A 251-nucleotide genomic window follows, 5' to 3' on the forward strand; every position below is an offset into this window, starting at 1 on the left:
GCTGGATATCGTTGACGCGGACGACGAATTCCCACAACGCCAGGCCCGCTGCCAGCACGACAACGGGAAGCAGCATGCGGCCGATGTTCTGCAGGGAACTCATGCGCTACGCTGCCCGGAATAGGAAGGCGCCAGTGCATTCGAGACCTCGCGGCAATAGCCGGCATAGTCGGCCGAGGTGCGAAACTCCTCCCCGCGCGGCTCAGCCGTCGCGATGCGAAACTCGGCACGGACGCCCCCCGGGCGCGCCG

The 251-nt window shown here is 66.9% G+C and carries 1 pseudogene; it reads right to left on the reverse strand.

The features are described 5' to 3' along the window. Positions 1-99 precede the first annotated feature (99 nt). Positions 100-251 (reverse strand): annotated as a pseudogene (locus QSV46_RS40455) (ABC transporter ATP-binding protein); the annotation flags it as partial.

Origin of the sequence: Bradyrhizobium cosmicum (genome assembly GCF_032290525.1) — a bacterium.
GTDB classification, from domain to species: Bacteria; Pseudomonadota; Alphaproteobacteria; order Rhizobiales; family Xanthobacteraceae; genus Bradyrhizobium; species Bradyrhizobium cosmicum_A.